We start from the raw sequence: 16,139 nt of genomic DNA on the forward strand, positions 1-16,139 counted from the left end.
CGTGACGCCGCAGCCTCCCGGTCCTACTCCAGCACGGTGCAGTCGGCGCGGCGCACTTCCTCGACGAAGGTGCGCATTTTGTAGCCGTCCTTGATGCCCGGCTCCAGTTCAATGCCGCTGGAGACATCGACGCCCCACGGGAGGGTCGCCAGCACCGCGTCGTACACGTTGTCCGGGGTCAGACCGCCGGCCAGCAGGAACGGTCGATGCAGCCCGGTCGGGATGCGGGTCCAGTCGAATGCAACGCCGGTACCGCCACCGCCACCCGGTGCGTGGCTGTCGAACAGGAAGCCGGCCGCGCTCGGATAGCGCAGTTGCAGGGTACGCGCGTTGACTTCCTCACGTCCCCCCATCGCAACCGCCTTCAGGTAAGGCATGTTGAAGCTGCGGCAGAAGCTCTCGTCCTCCTCGCCATGGAACTGCAGCAGGGTGGGCCGCACGGTGCGCAGCACTTCGCGCACCTCTTCCTTGCTGTTGTTGCGGAACAGCGCCACCACGTCGACCATCGGCGCGATCGCCTGGCGCATCGCGCGCGCTTCGGCGGGCGCAACCCGGCGGCTGCTCTCGCGGGCGAAGATGAAACCCACCGCATCCACGCCGAGCTCGCCGGCCAGGCGCACGTCGCCGGCACGGGTCATTCCACAGAACTTGATGCGTGTACGGTAGTAGGAGCGGCTCATAGCGTGACCTCGGCGGGCAGATGCCAGTTGTCGGGGTACAGCGGTCCAAGAAACACCAGGCCCTGCGGCGGTGCAGTGGGACCGGCTACGGTGCGATCCCTTCCGGCCAGCAGCTCGGCGATCCACTCCACCGGTTTCTCGCCGCTGCCGACCAGGATCAGCGAACCGACGATATTGCGAACCATGTGATGAAGGAATGCATTGCCTTGTACCGCCACCTCGATCACCTCGCCGTGGCGGCTGACCTGCAGTGACTGCAGCTCGCGCCGCGCATGCAGGGCCTGGCACTGGACCGAGCGGAACGCGCTGAAGTCGTTCTCACCCAGCAGCGCCTGCCCGGCCGTGTGCATCAGCGTCGCGTCCAGTGCGCGACGCTCCCAGCTCAGCGTCTGCCGGTCCAGCGCCGGCCGTACTTCGCGATTGAGCAGCCGGTAACGGTAGCGGCGCGCCCGCGCTGAGAACCGCGCATGGAAATCCTCCGCCACCGGTACGCACCAGCGCACCGCGATCGAGCGCGGCAGGCGGGTGGTGGTACCCAGCATCCAGGCGCGCGGGTCGCGCACTACGTCGGTATCGAAATGCACGACCTGGCACTGGCCGTGCACGCCGGCGTCGGTTCGGCCAGCGCAGACCACCTGCAGCGGCGCGTCGGCCACCGAAGACAGGGCCTGCTCAAGACTGGCCTGGACGCTGGGACCGCCCTCTCCCAGGTTCTGCCAGCCTCTGAAATCGCTGCCGTCGTACTCGACGCCAAGCGCATAACGCATGTGCTACCTCGATGTTGCGGAGTGGACGACGCTCAGGCCGGATCGCGTTCCGACCAGACCGCCAGTTCATTGCCACCGGGTTCGACGAACTGGAAGCGGCTGCCGCCCGGGAAGGAGAACACCGGCCGCACCACCTCACCACCCGCCTGGCGCACGGCCATTTCGGCGGGGGCCAGCTGATCGGCGTACAGCACCAGCAGCGGGGCACCTTCAGTAGCGCGTTGCGGCTGGCCGCGGAAGAAGCCCCCCTGCAGGCGACCATCGTCGAAGGCGGTGTAGTCGCTGCCGTAATCGACGAACGACCAGCCGAACACCTTCTCGAAGAAGGCACGGCTGGCGGCCGGGTCGCGGGACGCGAACTCAACATAGTCGATGCGACGCTCGCGGGTCATGGCAGGGTCCTTGTCGAAGGTATCGGTCACGGCAGCCGGGCCAGCAGCTCGCGCGCCTGCGCCTGGCAGTCCGGGTCGCCCCCTTCGGCAACCTCCAGCAGCAGGGTACGCGCGGTCTGTGCGTCGCCCAGATCCAGGTAGGCGATCGCCAGCTCCAGGCGTTCCTGCCCGGCGCGGGGCGACCAGGTGTCGCCGGCATCCTCCACCGACGGGGCGTCGTTGTCCTGCAGATCGGCGGGCAGGTCGAACACGCCGCGGAACTGCGGCTGCTGCTCGGCATGCAGCGCGTAGTCCGGGACCGAAACCCCGGAATCGGCTTCCTGGGCCGTCGGCCGGCCAACACCCCTCTCGTCCACCGGTTCGTCCCAGCGCGGCAGGTCGGTCACGGGTTCCGGCAACGGTGCCTCGTCCTTGCCATCGCCCGACGGCTGCTTGTCCGTGCCGCCCGATCCGTCTTCGGATCGGGCGTCGGCGATCGTCGCCCAGGCCGGCATCGCCGGCTCCTGGCGCCCGCTGTCGGCATCGGCGGTAGACCACGCAGACTGCTCGGCCAGCGTATCGAGCGCGGCACCGGCCGGCACGGCCGCCGCCAGAGCTGCAGCATCGTCCTCCTCGCGCAGCGGCGGCAGCGGCGATGGCTTGCGACGGCGCAGCAACCATGCGGCGCCTGCCAGCACCAGCAGCACCGGCAGTCCCAGCCAGTACCACGGCGTTCCGGCGTCACGCGCGCCCGGCGCCTGTGCCAGCCGTTGCTGGGCCGCCGCCAGGTCGTTGTCCTTCATCGCGATCAGCGACTGCTGCTGTGCCTTCAGCGTTTCCAGTTCGGCCACACGCTGTTTCAGCTCGCCGATCTCGGCATCGCGGGTGGCGATGTCCTCGCGCGCCTGGCGAAGTTGTTCGTTGCCCAGCATGTCACCCTCGCTGCCGGCTCCGGTGCCGGTCGTTGTGCCCGCGTGCGCGGCGTCGGACGCCAGCGCCGGGGCGATCTCAAGTCGTGCCCCGGCCGCGGCGGCCGGAGAAGTGGCCCGCGCAGCGACCGCAGGTGCAGGAACGCCTGCCGGCTGCGGCACGGTACGCGCCTGCCGCCACTGCGCGGCGTGTTCGCGGACCAGGGCACCGGCTTCGGCCGCATCCACAGCCGCCAGCGCGTCACTGCCGGGCATGCGCAGTACCGCACCCTGTTTGAGCAGGTTGATGTTGCCCCGGATGAAGGCCTCGGGATTGGCACGCAGCAGCGCAATCATCGCCCGGTCGCGGCTGACCTGGTTGCCGCGGGCGACCGCGCTGGCGATCTGCGACAAGGTCTGCCCGCGCTGCACGGTAATGCTGCCATCGGCAGCCGGCGGCAACGACGGTGCAGCGGCAGCGCGCGGACGCACCGGTGCAGCCGCCGTGGTCGCACTGGCCGGCGTCCCGCCCTGTGCAGGCGCCGGTACCGCCGCCTCGGCGGGCGGATCGCGGGCGATGGTATTGGAGAGCGTGCCCGCCGGTGCGACGATTTCCGGTTCCGCCACGGCCAGCGCGCTGGAGGGCGCATCGATCAGGGCCGAATACTCGCGCACCAACCGTCCCTGCCCCCAGTCGGCCTCGACCAGGAAGCTCAGCGACGGCGTCTCCACCGGCATCTGCGAGGTGACCCGCACCACGGCCCGCCCCTGCGCATTGCGGGTCAGCTCGAACTGGAGCTCGCCCACCAGGCCGGTCGGCTGTTGCAGGCCGACACGTTCGAACGTGGCTGGCGATGCCAGCGCCACGCGCAGATTCTCCAGCTCCGAAGGATCGGCGGACACCACCGGAATCTCCGCCAGCAGCGGCTGACCGGGTCTGGACAGGACGCGGATGTCGCCCAGCCCCAGCGCGAACACCGGACTGCTGGCCAGAGCCAGCAGTGCGGCAGACAGATAGGTGAGCGGGCGCGATGCGCCCTTGGCCCGTTTATTCATGGGCGACACTATAAAGCGTGCGGACCGGGGTCCGCACGCACAGAGCAGCCCAGGGCGCCCGGGCTGTCGATCAACGCTGCTCGGCAGCGACCAGCTCTGCCAGCTGCACCGCGTTCAGGGCTGCGCCCTTGCGCACGTTGTCCGACACGATCCACAGATTGAGGCCACGCGGATGCGACAGATCCTCGCGGATGCGGCCGACGTACACCGCATCGGTGCCCGATGCGTGGGTGACCGGCGTCGGATAGCCGCCGGCTTCATGGCGGTCGACCACCTCGATGCCGGGCGACTGTTCAAGCAGCGCACGGGCCTCGGCCACGGTGACCTTGTCGCGGGTCTCGATCGCCACCGACTCGGAATGGCCGTAGAACACCGGCACGCGCACCGCGGTCGGGTTCACCAGGATGCTGTCGTCGCCCAGGATCTTGCGGGTTTCCCACACCAGCTTCATTTCTTCCTTGGTGAATCCGTTGTCCTGGAAGTCGTCGATGTGCGGGATCAGGTTGAAGGCGATCTGCACCGGGAAACGCTGCGGATCGATCTCCTGGAAACTCAGCAGCTGGCCGGTCTGCTTGCCCAGCTCCTCCAGTGCGGAGCGTCCACCGCCGGACACCGACTGATAGGTGGAGACGTTGATGCGCTCGATGCCATAGCGACGATGCAGCGGCGCCAGCGCGACCAGCATCTGCATGGTCGAGCAGTTGGGGTTGGCGATGATGCCGCGCGGACGATTGCCGATCTGGTCCGGATTGACCTCCGATACCACCAGCGGCACGTCATCGTCGTAACGGAAGGCCGAGGAGTTGTCGATCACCACCGCACCGGCGGCGGCGAACTTCGGTGCGTACTCCTTGGAGACGCTGCCACCTGCGGAGAACAGGGCGATCTCCACACCCTTCGGATCGAAGCTCGCCAGGTCCTGGATCCTGACCTTCTCGCCGTTGAACTCGACCTCACCACCGGCCGAACGCTCGGAGGCAAGCAGGCTCAGGGTTCCGACCGGGAAACCGCGCTCGGCCAGGATGGCCAGCATGGTCTCGCCGACGGCGCCGGTGGCACCGACGATGGCGACATGGAAGCGGCGTTGTGCATTGCTCATGGGGGAACTCTCAAGAAAACGGATGGGAAAAATTCACGCACGACAGCTGGGTTCGGGGAACCTCCTCGGACGGAACGCGCGGAGGCTCCCTATCGTTTCCCGTTTTTTTTGCCCAGGGCGGCACGTGCGGCCAGCGCCGCGTCGGCATTGATCGCGCTCGGCATGTGCGCCGGCCCGCCGGCCAGGCCGAGCGCGGCCAGCAGGTTGTCCACGGCCCGCTGCACCATCGCCGTACGCGTGGCCAGCGAAGCGCTACCGATGTGCGGGGTCAGCACGACGTTGCGCAGCGCCAGCAGTTCCGGGCGTACGGCCGGCTCGCCTTCGTAGACGTCCAGCCCGGCAGCGGCCAGGCGCCCATGGGCCAGTGCATCGGCCAGCGCTGTTTCGTCGACCAGGCCTCCGCGCGCGATGTTCACCAGCGTGGCCGTCGGTTTCATCTTCGCCAGCGCAGCGGCGTCGATCAGGTGGTGCGAGGCCGGGGTGTAAGGCAGCACGAGCACCAGATGGTCGGACTGCGCCAGCAGCGTATCCAGATCGACATAAGCGGCACCGACTGCTGCTTCGGCATCTGCTGGCAGTCGCGAGCGGTTGTGGTACAGCACCTTCATGCCGAAACCATGCGCGCCGCGACGGGCGATGCCCTGGCCGATCCGCCCCATGCCGAGAATGCCCAGGGTGCTGCCGTGGATGTCGGCACCGAGCATGGTCTGGAACGACCATTGCTGCCAGTGCCCTTCACGCAGCCAGCGTTCGGATTCGGTGATCCGGCGCGCGGCGGCCATCAGCAGTGCGAAGCCCAGATCGGCGGTGGTCTCGGTAAGCACGTCGGGGGTATTGCTGGCCAGGATGCCCGCCGCGCTGAGCGCGGTCACATCCAGGTTGTTGTAGCCCACGCCGACGTTGGCAACGACCTGCAGCCGCGAGGCATTGGCCAGCTCGGCCGCGCCGATACGCTCGTTGAGGGTGATGATCGCGCCATCGGCGCTGGCCAGTTGTGCGGCGATCTGCTCAGGCGACCACACGGTGACGGCGTCGGTGGTGCGCAGCTGCACGCGATCACGCAGCGGCGCGATGGCCGCCTCGATCAGCGGCTGGCTCACCCACACCGTCGGCCGCGTTTCAGCCATCGACCTGCCCGGGAATGCGGGGCGTGATGGTGCCGACATCGCCGCATTGCGCGCGGTGACGCAATGCCTGGTCCATCAGCACCAGCGCCACCATCGCTTCGGCGATCGGCGTGGCGCGGATGCCGACGCAGGGATCATGGCGGCCAGTGGTGACCACTTCGACCACGTTGCCGGCGGTGTCCAGCGATGGGCCCGGCAGGCGCAGGCTGGAGGTCGGCTTCAACACCATCGACGCAACCACCGGCTGGCCGGTGGAAATGCCGCCCAGGATGCCGCCCGCGTGATTGCTGGCGAAACCCTCCGGGGTCAGCAGGTCACGGTGTTCAGTGCCCTTCTGGGCCGCGCTGGCGAACCCGTCGCCGATCTCCACGCCCTTGACCGCGTTGATGCTCATCAGCGCCGCCGCAAGCTCGCCATCGAGCTTGCCGTAGATCGGCTCGCCCCAGCCCGGGGGCACGTTGTCGGCAACCACGTCCACGCGCGCGCCGACCGAATCGCCGGACTTGCGCAGCGCATCCATGTACGCCTCCAGCTCCGGCACCTGCGCGGCGTGCGGCCAGAAGAACGGATTGTCTTCCACCGCCGACCAGTCGATACCTGCAGGAGTGATCCCGCCCAGCTGCGACAGATACCCGCGCACGGTGACGCCGAAGCGCTCGGCCAACCACTTCTTGGCGACCACGCCCGCGGCCACGCGCATGGTGGTCTCGCGCGCCGAGGAACGGCCACCGCCCCGCGGATCGCGGATGCCGTACTTGTGCCAGTAGCTGTAGTCGGCATGGCCCGGCCGGAACTGCTGGCCGATGTTCGCGTAGTCCTTGCTGCGCTGATCGGTGTTGCGGATCAGCAGCGCGATCGGCGTGCCGGTGGTCAGGCCCTCGTACACGCCGGACAGGATCTCGACCTCATCGGCCTCGCGCCGCGCCGACGTGTGCCGGCTCTTGCCGGTGGCACGGCGCTGCAGATCGTGGGCAAATTCGGCCGCGTCCAGCGCCAGCCCGGGCGGACAGCCATCGATCACGCAGCCGATGGCCGGCCCGTGCGACTCGCCGAACGTTGTGACGGTGAACAGCTTACCGAACGAATTGGAGCTCACGGCCGTTGCGCCGCCAGTTCGGTGATGCGGGCGCTGTGGGCGATCAGCTCGCGGCATTCGACCGCGAAAATGCCCATCTGCCCGACCTTGAACTCGATCCAGGCGAAGTCCACTTCCGGCAGCAGCTTGACCAGGTGCTGCTCGGACTCGCCCACTTCGCAGATCAGCAGGCCGTCCTCGCTCAGGTGCAGCGGCGCATCGCGCAGGATCTTCAGCACCAGGTCCAGGCCGTCATCGCCGGCACGCAGGCCCATTTCCGGCTCGTAGGAATATTCCTGCGGCAGGGCATCGGTCTCGTCGTTGGTGACGTACGGCGGGTTGGTGACGATCAGGTCGTAATGGCGGCCGGTCAGGCCACTGAACAGGTCGGACTTGATCAGCGTGACGTTGTGCGCCTGCAGGCGCTCCTTGTTCTCTTCGGCCAGCGACAGTGCGTCGTCGCTCAGGTCCACGCCGTCCACCTCCCAGTTCGGGTAATAGTGGCCCATTGCGATGGCGATGCAGCCCGAACCCGTGCACAGATCCAGCGCGCGGCTGACGTCGCGGCCGGCCAGCCAGGGTTCGAAACCACACTCGATCAGCTCGGCGATCGGCGAACGCGGCACCAGGGCGCGCGCGTCGCTCTTGAAGCTCAGGCCGGCGAACCACGCCTCGCCAGTCAGGTAGGCGGCCGGGATACGTTCGTCGATGCGGCGCTGGAACAGCTCCAGCACCCGCACCTTCTCCTCCTGCAGCAACCGCGCCTGGCCATACGCCGGGCCCAGGTCATGCGGCAGGTGCAGGCTGTGCAGCACCAGCTGGGTCGCCTCGTCCAGGGCGTTGTCGTAGCTGTGCCCGAAGGTCAGCCCGGCGGCGTTGAAACGGCTGGTGCCGTAGCGGATCAGGTCGATGATCGTGTGGAGTTCGGCGGCCGTTTCAGCGGTCATGGCGGTACTGCGGGCAAAGTGGCCCCCGATTATAGGGGCTGGCGCCTGCGCCGGCATCCGTTGCGACGGAAACGATCAGGCCGCAGCCGGTATGATGGGGACCACTTCGCGCGGGGGCTCCCATGTTCAATCGCAACGTCGGCATCATCCTGCTGATCGCCCTGGCGGCGGGCCTGGGCCTGCTCGCCGCGCAGCAGGTCTTTGCTCCGAAGCCCCCGGCCGGCCAGCCGGCCACCGAAGCGATCACCCTGTACCCGCAGCCGCGCGAGCTGCCCGACTTCAACCTGGCCCAGTCCGATGGCACGCGGCTCATTCCGGGCGAGCTGAAGGGCCATTGGACCCTGGTGTTCCTGGGGTTCACCTTCTGCCCCGACGTGTGCCCGACCACCCTGGCCGAACTGGCCGGTGCGCAGCAGCAGTGGGAAGCACTGCCCGACGGGCTGCGTCCGCGGGTGCTGTTCGTCTCCGTCGATCCCGAGCGCGACAGCGCCACCCGCCTTGGCGAGTACGCGCACGGCTTCCACAGGGACACCCTGGCGGCCACCGCCGACGTCCCTTCGCTGGAACGCTTCGCCACCGCACTGGGCTTCGTGTTCCAGAAGGTGCCGGGCAAGCATTTCGACGAGAATCCCGAGGATTACACCGTCGAGCACTCGGCCAGCCTGGCCGTGCTCGATCCGCAGGGCCGGCTCGCCGGCCTGGTGCGGCCCCCGTTCAACGCGCCGGCGATCGCCCGCGACCTGCAGAAGCTGACCGAGAAAACCGCCCCATGAGCCTCACCACCGCCCTGACATACGCCCTGCCCCATCGCCTGTTGTCCTCGATGGCGCGCTCGCTGGCGTACTCGGACAACCCGCGCGTGTCGCGCTGGCTGATCGACACCGTCAGCCGCAGGTTCAACGTCAATCTGGACGAAGCCGCCAACCCCGACCCGCGCAGTTACGCCACCTTCAACCAGTTCTTCACCCGTGCGCTGAAACCGGGCGCACGCGTGGCCGATGCCGATCCGCGCACCCTGGTGATGCCGGCCGACGGCCGTGTCAGCCAGCTCGGCAACATCGAGGCCGGCCGCATCTTCCAGGCCAAGGGCCAGTCGTTCACCGCCGCCGAGCTGCTGGGCAGCGCCGAAGACGCCAAGCCGTTCAACGACGGCCTGTACGCGACCGTCTACCTGTCCCCGCGCGACTACCACCGTGTGCACATGCCCTGGACCGGCACCCTGCGCGAGACCGTGCATGTGCCAGGCCGCCTTTTCAGCGTGGGTCCGGCCGCCGTGGCAGGCGTGCCACGCCTGTTCGCACGCAACGAGCGCCTGGTCTGCCATTTCGATACCAGCTTCGGCCCGATGGTGAGCGTGATGGTCGGCGCGCTGCTGGTCTCCGGCGTGGAGACAGTGTGGAGCGGCGAGGAGATCCCTCAGTACGGTGACCGCATCACCCGCAAGGACTATCGCGGCCAGGGCATCCGCCTGGAGCGCTTCGCGGAGATGGCACGCTTCAACTATGGCTCGACCGTGGTCGTGCTGCTGCCGCCGGGCGTGGCGGAGTTCGCTCCACACCTGGCGGCGGAGTCACCGGTGCAGCTCGGCCAGGCCCTGGCCACGCTGCGCTGACAATCCCGCCACCGGGTTGCTGCGCAGCGCCGGGCACGCGCCCGGCACTACGCACAGGCCCCTACTGCAGGGTGGGGGCCGGGCCGACGTCCATGCCGTCGTAGTCTTCCACACCCATCTGCGCTGCCAGCGCTGCCAGCTCCTGGTTGCGGCGATCCAGCGACGCTTCGTCGTGGACCTCCACGCGCTCCACATGCAGCACGTGGAACGGCGCGTCCCCCTCGTCCGGCTCCTGCTCGAACACCTCCACCAGGGTGTAGCCCTGCGCCTGCAGATGCGCGGCCAGTGCCTGCAGCGGCTCGGCAGTGGAATGCACGAAGAAATAGCCCCACAGCAGCGGGCCGCTGATGTCCCAGTCGGTGTTTTCGCGCAGATTGGCGAACAGGTTGCGGGTTGCTTCAAGGTCCATGGCAGTTCCAGAGGTCGTGGGGATTACTTTTCGCAGCCCTGCAGCTTCAGCACCTGGCCGTGGCGCAGGCTGTAGGCCGGTGCCTTCAGACCGTTGGCGCGTGCCAGCGTCGGCACGTCGCACTGGAACTTGGCCGCGATGCGGCCCAGCGTCTCGCCGCGGCCGACCTTGTAGCTGCGTGCCGGCTTCGGTCGCGCGGCCGGTGCCGGCCGAGGCGCGGCCACTGCCGCCACCGGTGCGGTCGGTACGCTGGTCGAACTGGCTGCATCGGCCACCGGCACCACGCCGCCCACCGCCACGCTGCCGGTGTAGCTGGCAGCGCTTGGCCGCACGATGGCGGCATTGAGGTCGGCCGTGATCAGGGTGCGCGCCAGGTCGGCACGCGGTCCGCTCACGCAGTTGCGCTGATACAGGCTCGCGATGCGGGTGGTTGCGTTGATCAGGGTGCCGGCCGGAATCCAGCCATCAGCCTCATAACGCGGATTGAGGTTGCGCAGCGCACGCATGTAGCCATCACGGGTGCCGTGGCTGCCCAGGCAGATCGTCAGCTCGTAGATGGTGGTCGAGCGCGCCAGGCGCAGGGTGGCCGGCTGCGCGCTGATCTTCGGGAACTCCACGCCGTACTGCTGGGGGTGCAGGAAGATCCACGCCGCAGCGATCACCATCGGCACGTAATCCTTGGTTTCACCGGGGAACTGGTTGTAGACACGGTCGACCCAGAAGCTCTGCCCCGGATTCTCGCGCGCCACGCGCAGGGCGCGCCCTTCACCGCCGTTGTACCCGGCCAGCGACAACTCGATGTTGTTGTTGAGCTCGCGCATGCGCTCGTTGAGATAGGTCGCACTGGCTTCAGCAGCGCTGTGGGCATCGAAGCGGGTATCGAACCCGGTGCCGTCCGGACCGAGGCCGAAACGCCGCCCGGTGGCCGGCATGAACTGCATCAGGCCGGCGGCGCCAGCGCGCGAGGACGCATGCACGCGCCCATTGGATTCCTTGGCCATGATGCCGAACAGGAGCGCTTCGGGCAGGCCGCGCTTCTCCCACTCCGGCCACATCACGGCACGCAGGTTCTGGTAGTTCTCGTAGCTGGTCAGCAGCGCCGGACGCATGTCGGTCAGCCAGCGGCGGATGCCGGCCTGGACGGCCGGGTTGTACTCGACCATGTTGTCGAAGGCGTGCCGCTTGTCGTTGAGCAGTGCCGCTGCGCGTGCGGCTTCCGGCACGTCGGCGGTCAACGGACCGATATGGTCGGGGTCGGCTTCCAGCCGCTCGGCGGGCAGTTCACCGCCCTCGTCTTCCGCGGCCGCATCGGCATCGCGCTTGAGCAGGCGCTTGTAGGTGGCCAGCATGTTGCTCATCTGGCAACCCTTCTGCTTCACGCACTCACTGATGACATCCTCCATGTCCTCCAGCGCCGCGTCGGCCTCGTTGCTGCCCTTGGGGTCGGCGTTGGCCACCAGCAGCAGCGCATCGCTGTAACGCTTCTCGGCAGCCGTCATGCGCTGCTGCAGGGCATCTACCTTCACTTTGTCCCGGGCGGAAACCCGCTGGGCGTGGGCATCGGGGGCCAGGGAAACCAGGCCAGCCAGGGCCAGCAACGGCCAGGTGCGGGAAATCAGGACAGGAACGGGCATTTTTGGCACTGTGTGCGAAACAGGCAGGCAGAGTAGCGGCGCCGCCAAGGTCGGGGCAAGCCGACCTTCGGGCCGTCATCGCTGCCGGTTAACATTGGGCGCATTCACCACAAGGGCTGGACCATGGATCCGATTCTGCTCGGCAAAGGCATCACCGACGATGTGGCCGTCACCCTGCTGCCGAAACTCGGCAACCGCCACGGGCTGGTGGCGGGCGCCACCGGCACCGGCAAGACCGTGACCCTGATGACCCTGGCCGAAGGATTCTCGCGGCTCGGGGTTCCGGTGTTCCTCGCTGACGTGAAGGGCGATGTGTCCGGCCTGGCCGTGCCCGGCACGGGCAGCGAAGCGCTGCTGAAGCGCGCCGCGGACATCGGCGTGGCCGACTATGCGCCAGCGGGCAGCCCGGCCATCTTCTGGGACCTGTACGGAAAACTCGGCCACCCGGTGCGCACCACCGTCAGCGAGATGGGGCCGACCCTGCTCGCGCGCATCCTCGAATTGAATGACACCCAGGCCGGCGTGCTGGACATCGTGTTCAAGCTGGCCGACGACCGCGGCCTGCTGTTGCTGGACATGGATGATCTGCGGGCCCTGCTCGGCCTGGTCGCCGAAGAGCGCAAGGACATTTCCACCGAGTACGGACTGGTCAGCGCGCAGTCGATCGCAGCGATCCAGCGTGCCGTGCTGCGGCTGGCGCAGGACGGCGGTGAGAACTTCTTCGGCGAGCCGGCACTGGAACTGGCCGACATCATGCGGGTCAATCACGACGGCCGCGGTGTGATCGGCATCCTCGCCGCCGACCAGCTGGTGCTCAAGCCCAAGCTGTACTCGACCTTCCTGCTCTGGCTGCTGTCGGAACTGTTCGAACAGCTGCCGGAAGTGGGCGACCTCGACAAGCCCAAGCTGGTATTCATCTTCGACGAGGCCCACCTGCTGTTCGACGATGCGCCATCCTCGCTGGTGCAGCGCATCGAGCAGGTGGTGCGGCTGATACGCTCCAAGGGCGTGGGCGTGTACTTCTGCTCGCAGTTCCCCGACGACGTGCCCTCCAACATCCTGGGCCAGCTCGGCAACCGCGTGCAGCACGCGCTGCGGGCCTTCACGCCGCGCGACCAGAAGGCGGTCAGGACCGCTGCCGAAACCTTCGTGCCGAACCCGAAGCTGGATGTCGCCAAGGTGCTGAGCCAGCTCGGCACCGGTGAAGCACTGGTTTCCACGTTGCAGGACAAGGGCGTGCCGATGCCGGTCCAGCAGACGATGATCGCGCCGCCCCGCTGCCGGATGGGGCCGGTCACCGAGGCCGAGCGCGCGCAGGTGCGTGCCGGCAGCCCGGTCGGCAGCCGCTACGACACGGCCGTCAACCGTGAATCGGCCGCCGAGCTGCTGGCCCAGCGGGCGCAGAAGAGCGTGGAGCAGGCCCAGACCCCGGCCGCGCGCAGCCGCGAGCAGGACGAGGCACAGGAAGGTGGATTCGGCCAGGCGATCAAGGATGCGATCTTCGGCACCAAGCGTCGCCAGGGCATGATTGAAACCATGGCCAAGCAGACCACGCGCACGGTCGGGACCAAGCTGGGCAACCAGATCGTGCGCGGCATCCTGGGCGGCATCTTCGGCGGCAAGCGCTGAGGCCCTTTCGTATTCCTGAGAAGAAGCTGTATTACATGTCCCGTTGGCGTCCGCCCGCAGAGAAAAGCACCGCCCTGATCACCGCCGCCGGCCACGCCCGGCTGAAAGCCGAGCTGGACGACCTGTGGCGGGTACGCCGGCCCGAGGTGGTGAAGGCGCTGGCCGCTGCCGCCGCCGAGGGCGACCGCTCGGAGAACGCCGAGTACACCTACCGCAAGAAGCAGTTGGGTGAAATCGACCGCCGCGTGCGCTACCTGACCAAGCGGCTCGAATCGCTGCGTGTGGTCGATACCACGCCGACCGATCCACAAGCGGTGTTCTTCGGTGCATGGATCGAACTGGAGAACATCGACAGTGGTGAGACCAGCCGTTACCGCATCGTTGGGCCGGATGAAACCGACGCCGGCCTGGGCTGGATCAGCATCGACTCGCCGCTGGCGCGGGCCGTGCTGAAGAAGCGCCTGGACGATGAATTCTCGGTGGAACTGCCGGGCGGCCGGTTCACCTTCGCGGTGATCAGCGTCGAGTACCCGTCTTCGTAACACCGAGCCCTCCCGGCGTTGCTGTCAATCCAGCGCCGGGCATGGCCCGGCGCTACCGGGGCAAGAGCGGCGGCGGGTACAGGCGGCCCTGCCGCAGCGGGCGGAAGTAGTCGGCGTTGCCATGGAAGGCGGCGTCCTGCTGCGGGTGCCAGCCGGGGATTCCGGCCAGTGGCAGCGGGCGCAGCTGCAGCGGATCGGTCACCGTCGCGCCCTGCTCGATCGCCCGGGCCACGGTCTCGATGCAGGCACCCTCATCATCGCCGCGCACCACCACGCACTTGCCGACCAGCAGGCGCCCCGGCAGCAACGCCTGTTCCATCAGTGCATGGCCGAACACCGCGGCGATGGTGATGCGACCGGCCTGCCAGTGCGGCGGCGCGAACAGCATCGGCCAGTCGTGGGCGTCCCACGCAGCGATCAGCGCATCGTCCTGGACGCACACGATCACGCCGGTCTCGTCGAACTGGGTCAGCGCCGCCTGCGCGCGATTACGTTGACCCGTTGGCATCGTGGCGACGTGCAGGCATTGCCGCCTGTTGAGCGCGTGCTTCAGCTGCGGGTGACACGCCCACATCAATGCATTGAACAGATCGTGCCAGCTCGCCGCACGGGTGGCGATACGCCCCTGCGCGATGCGCGTTTCGTAGTGCAGGCCATCGGCCAGCAACGCAGCATCCTGCTCGACCAGTCGCCGCCCGCGCAACGCCAGCCGCGCATCCAGCTCGGCAACGGTCGGCCAGCGGTCGCTGGACAGAAGATCGCGGAAGGCACGCACCCGGGCAAACAGCGGATGATCGAACACCGCCGGGTCCACCGCCGCGCGCGGCGGCGGCACGAATCGCCGAGGGCTGCCAGCGTGGCCGGCAGCACCCTCGGCCATGATCAGAGCACCTTCAGGTCGAAGGCCGGGCGCGTGGTCGGCGGCAGCGCGTCGCCATACAGATCGTGTTCGTCGCTCTCGGTGATTTCCACGTTGATGAATTCGCCTACGCGCAGCGGCACCTGGTCGGCATTCTGGATATGCACCAGTCCATCGATTTCCGGTGCATCGGCCTTGGAACGGGCCACGGCGATGTCACCTTCGATGGCATCGACCAGGCACTGCTGGACCGTGCCGATCTTGGCCTCCAGACGTGCGGCCGAGATCTGTGCCTGCTTTTCCATGAAGCGCGCCAGGCGCTCCTGCTTCACCTCTTCCGGGACAGGGTCCGGAAGAGCGTTGGCGGTAGCATCCTCGACCGGCGAATACGCGAACGCACCCACGCGGTCCAGCTGCGCCTCATCGAGGAACGACAGCAGCTCCTCGAACTCCGCTTCGGTCTCGCCCGGGAAACCGACGATGAAGGTCGAACGCACGGTGATGTCCGGCGCGATGCGGCGCCAGTTCTGCACGCGCTCCAGCGTCTTTTCCACCGCACCGGGGCGCTTCATCAGTCGCAGGATACGCGGGCTGGCGTGCTGGAACGGAATGTCCAGGTACGGCAGGATGCGGTTCTCGGCCATCAACGGCACCACGTCATCCACGTGCGGGTACGGGTACACGTAGTGCATGCGCACCCACGCGTCCAGTTCGGACAGGCCCTCGCACAGCGCTTTCAGGCGGGTCTGGTAGGCCTTGTCGCGCCACATCTTCTCGGCGTACTTCACGTCCACGCCGTAGGCGGAGGTGTCCTGCGATACCACCAGCAGCTCACGCACACCGCCCCGGACCAGGCGCTCGGCTTCGCGCAGCACTTCATCGACCGGGCGCGAGACCAGCTTGCCGCGCATCGACGGAATGATGCAGAAACTGCACGCGTGGTTGCAGCCTTCGGAAATCTTCAGATAGGCGTAGTGGCGCGGGGTCAGCTTGATGCCGTAGTCGGGCACCAGGTCCACGAACGGATCATGCCGGGGCGGCAGCGCCTCATGCACCGCCTCCATCACGCTCTGGTAGTCCTGCGGGCCGGACACCGCCAGCACGTTCGGGTACGCCTCACGGATCTGTTCGGGGCGCTTGCCCAGGCAGCCGGTGACGATGACCTTGCCGTTCTGGTTCATCGCCTCGCCGATGGCGTCCAGCGACTCCGTCACCGCCGAGTCGATGAAGCCACAGGTGTTGACCACCACCACGTCGGCCGAGTCATAGGACGGGACGATGTCGTATCCCTCCGACCGCAGTTGGGTCAGGATGCGCTCGGAATCGACAAGGGCCTTCGGGCAGCCAAGGCTGACGAAGCCGACTTTGGGGTTCAGCTGGGACATGGAATCGCGGGACTCTGGGGGCCTGGGCCCCTGCCGGAG

16 protein-coding genes are annotated in these 16,139 nt (G+C 67.8%); 4 read left to right on the forward strand and 12 right to left on the reverse strand.

All coding sequences use genetic code 11. From position 1 onward, the window contains the following. Window positions 1-23 precede the first annotated feature (23 nt). From N8888_RS13225 to prmB, 8 genes are all read right to left on the reverse strand, one after another. Entirely contained in the window at window positions 24-680 is a 657-nt protein-coding gene (locus N8888_RS13225) for a phosphoribosylanthranilate isomerase (RefSeq protein ID WP_263175201.1), read from the reverse strand. Continuing rightward, window positions 677-1,447 carry a tRNA pseudouridine(38-40) synthase TruA gene (gene truA / locus N8888_RS13230; protein WP_053520070.1) on the reverse strand — a complete coding sequence of 257 codons (771 nt, stop codon included), beginning with the start codon at window positions 1,445-1,447 and terminating at the stop codon, window positions 677-679. The genes N8888_RS13225 and truA overlap by 4 nt, the downstream gene beginning before the upstream one ends. A gap of 32 nt (window positions 1,448-1,479) precedes the next feature. Then, window positions 1,480-1,839: a VOC family protein gene (locus tag N8888_RS13235; protein ID WP_074900255.1), complete on the reverse strand. Its 360-nt coding sequence runs from the start codon at window positions 1,837-1,839 to the stop codon at window positions 1,480-1,482. Window positions 1,840-1,865: 26 nt separating this feature from the next. Beyond that, window positions 1,866-3,782, reverse strand: coding sequence for a motility hub landmark protein FimV (locus N8888_RS13240; RefSeq protein WP_065181846.1), 1,917 nt, complete (start codon window positions 3,780-3,782; stop codon window positions 1,866-1,868). A gap of 70 nt (window positions 3,783-3,852) precedes the next feature. Continuing rightward, window positions 3,853-4,881, reverse strand: a complete 1,029-nt coding sequence (locus N8888_RS13245; protein ID WP_053516858.1) for an aspartate-semialdehyde dehydrogenase — start codon at window positions 4,879-4,881, stop codon at window positions 3,853-3,855. 89 nt (window positions 4,882-4,970) lie between these two features. After that, window positions 4,971-6,008, reverse strand: coding sequence for a 2-hydroxyacid dehydrogenase (locus N8888_RS13250; protein ID WP_053516856.1), 1,038 nt, complete (start codon window positions 6,006-6,008; stop codon window positions 4,971-4,973). Then, the gene (gene aroC / locus N8888_RS13255) at window positions 6,001-7,104 is read right to left on the reverse strand and encodes a chorismate synthase (RefSeq protein WP_263175202.1); all 1,104 of its coding nucleotides are present in this window, start codon (window positions 7,102-7,104) and stop codon (window positions 6,001-6,003) included. The genes N8888_RS13250 and aroC overlap by 8 nt, the downstream gene beginning before the upstream one ends. Continuing rightward, window positions 7,101-8,030, reverse strand: a complete 930-nt coding sequence (prmB, locus tag N8888_RS13260) for a 50S ribosomal protein L3 N(5)-glutamine methyltransferase (RefSeq protein ID WP_053516852.1) — start codon at window positions 8,028-8,030, stop codon at window positions 7,101-7,103. The genes aroC and prmB overlap by 4 nt, the downstream gene beginning before the upstream one ends. A gap of 122 nt (window positions 8,031-8,152) precedes the next feature. Here prmB and N8888_RS13265 point away from each other — a divergent pair, with 122 nt between their 5' ends. Together N8888_RS13265 and asd are read left to right on the forward strand one after the other, a co-directional pair. After that, on the forward strand, window positions 8,153-8,803 hold the full coding sequence (locus tag N8888_RS13265; protein WP_065181843.1) for an SCO family protein: 651 nt from the start codon (window positions 8,153-8,155) through the stop codon (window positions 8,801-8,803). Next, complete coding sequence (gene asd, locus N8888_RS13270; RefSeq protein WP_053516850.1) at window positions 8,800-9,642, forward strand: archaetidylserine decarboxylase; 843 nt, start codon at window positions 8,800-8,802, stop codon at window positions 9,640-9,642. The genes N8888_RS13265 and asd overlap by 4 nt, the downstream gene beginning before the upstream one ends. Before the next feature lie 61 nt (window positions 9,643-9,703). On the opposite strand, the gene N8888_RS13275 is transcribed toward asd, so the two are convergent. Both N8888_RS13275 and N8888_RS13280 read right to left on the reverse strand, forming a co-directional pair. Continuing rightward, window positions 9,704-10,051 (reverse strand): ribonuclease E inhibitor RraB, encoded by a 348-nt coding sequence (locus N8888_RS13275; protein WP_053516848.1) that lies wholly within the window; start codon window positions 10,049-10,051, stop codon window positions 9,704-9,706. Between the two features lie 23 nt (window positions 10,052-10,074). After that, window positions 10,075-11,685, reverse strand: coding sequence for a transglycosylase SLT domain-containing protein (locus tag N8888_RS13280; protein WP_065174896.1), 1,611 nt, complete (start codon window positions 11,683-11,685; stop codon window positions 10,075-10,077). Window positions 11,686-11,808: 123 nt separating this feature from the next. Between N8888_RS13280 and N8888_RS13285 the strand changes: the two genes are divergently transcribed. Continuing rightward, a complete protein-coding gene (locus tag N8888_RS13285; RefSeq protein ID WP_053516846.1) occupies window positions 11,809-13,314 on the forward strand; it encodes a helicase HerA-like domain-containing protein in 1,506 nt (501 codons plus the stop codon). Window positions 13,315-13,349: 35 nt separating this feature from the next. Beyond that, complete coding sequence (greB, locus tag N8888_RS13290; RefSeq protein WP_053516845.1) at window positions 13,350-13,856, forward strand: transcription elongation factor GreB; 507 nt, start codon at window positions 13,350-13,352, stop codon at window positions 13,854-13,856. Between the two features lie 52 nt (window positions 13,857-13,908). On the opposite strand, the gene N8888_RS13295 is transcribed toward greB, so the two are convergent. Further along, the gene (locus tag N8888_RS13295; RefSeq protein ID WP_430542987.1) at window positions 13,909-14,742 is read right to left on the reverse strand and encodes a DUF3025 domain-containing protein; all 834 of its coding nucleotides are present in this window, start codon (window positions 14,740-14,742) and stop codon (window positions 13,909-13,911) included. Then, entirely contained in the window at window positions 14,739-16,100 is a 1,362-nt protein-coding gene (gene rimO / locus N8888_RS13300) for a 30S ribosomal protein S12 methylthiotransferase RimO (RefSeq protein WP_263175204.1), read from the reverse strand. The genes N8888_RS13295 and rimO overlap by 4 nt, the downstream gene beginning before the upstream one ends. Window positions 16,101-16,139 lie beyond the last annotated feature (39 nt).

It is taken from the genome of Stenotrophomonas maltophilia (assembly GCF_025642255.1).
Taxonomy (GTDB): domain Bacteria; phylum Pseudomonadota; class Gammaproteobacteria; order Xanthomonadales; family Xanthomonadaceae; genus Stenotrophomonas; species Stenotrophomonas maltophilia_P.